Here is a 559-nt window from a genome sequence, read left to right on the forward strand (position 1 = left end):
TGAGCAGGATGCAGCAATCAGCGTATAGAACAAGCTCTAACGGGCAGTATGAACAAAATAGCAACTTTATTTCACCCGAAAATATACGGTGGAACAATGTTGCTTACTCTAAACTCTAGGTTGCCTTATTCAGTAGCTAAAAATATTTGGAACCGTTTTGGAATCTGATTCCCGGTAATTTGGTGTCCCCGGCAGGATTCGAACCTGCTACCCCCGGCTTAGGAGGCCAGTGCTCTATCCTGATGAGCTACGGGGACAATCGCGGCAATTCTACAGGAACCGGGGTAATCCGGCTATATGCCCCAATCGTTGCGCCACGATTGCCCGGATAGTTCCCCCACCCATCATTCCTGCCACCCTCTTTCCCCACCATCCCCCCAACAATAGCGGCCACATGATGCCCCATAAATGTTTGAATCTTTACAGGAATCTGGAACACGCGGACAGGGGAACTATTTTCAGGATTATGAAACTGTCAAGACATACTAGAGTTTAGAGTAAGCAACATTGTTCCACCGTATATTTTCGGGTGAAATAAAGTTGCTATTTTGTTCATACT

Annotated in this window: 1 tRNA gene; it reads right to left on the reverse strand. The window is 46.3% G+C overall.

Annotated elements, in window-relative coordinates:
- Positions 1-180: 180 nt before the first annotated feature.
- Positions 181-257, reverse strand: a tRNA-Arg gene (locus tag ACOCD2_RS25495).
- Positions 258-559 lie beyond the last annotated feature (302 nt).

The organism is Thiolapillus sp. (assembly GCF_048562965.1).
Taxonomy (GTDB): Bacteria; Pseudomonadota; Gammaproteobacteria; order Chromatiales; family Chromatiaceae; genus Thiolapillus; species Thiolapillus brandeum_A.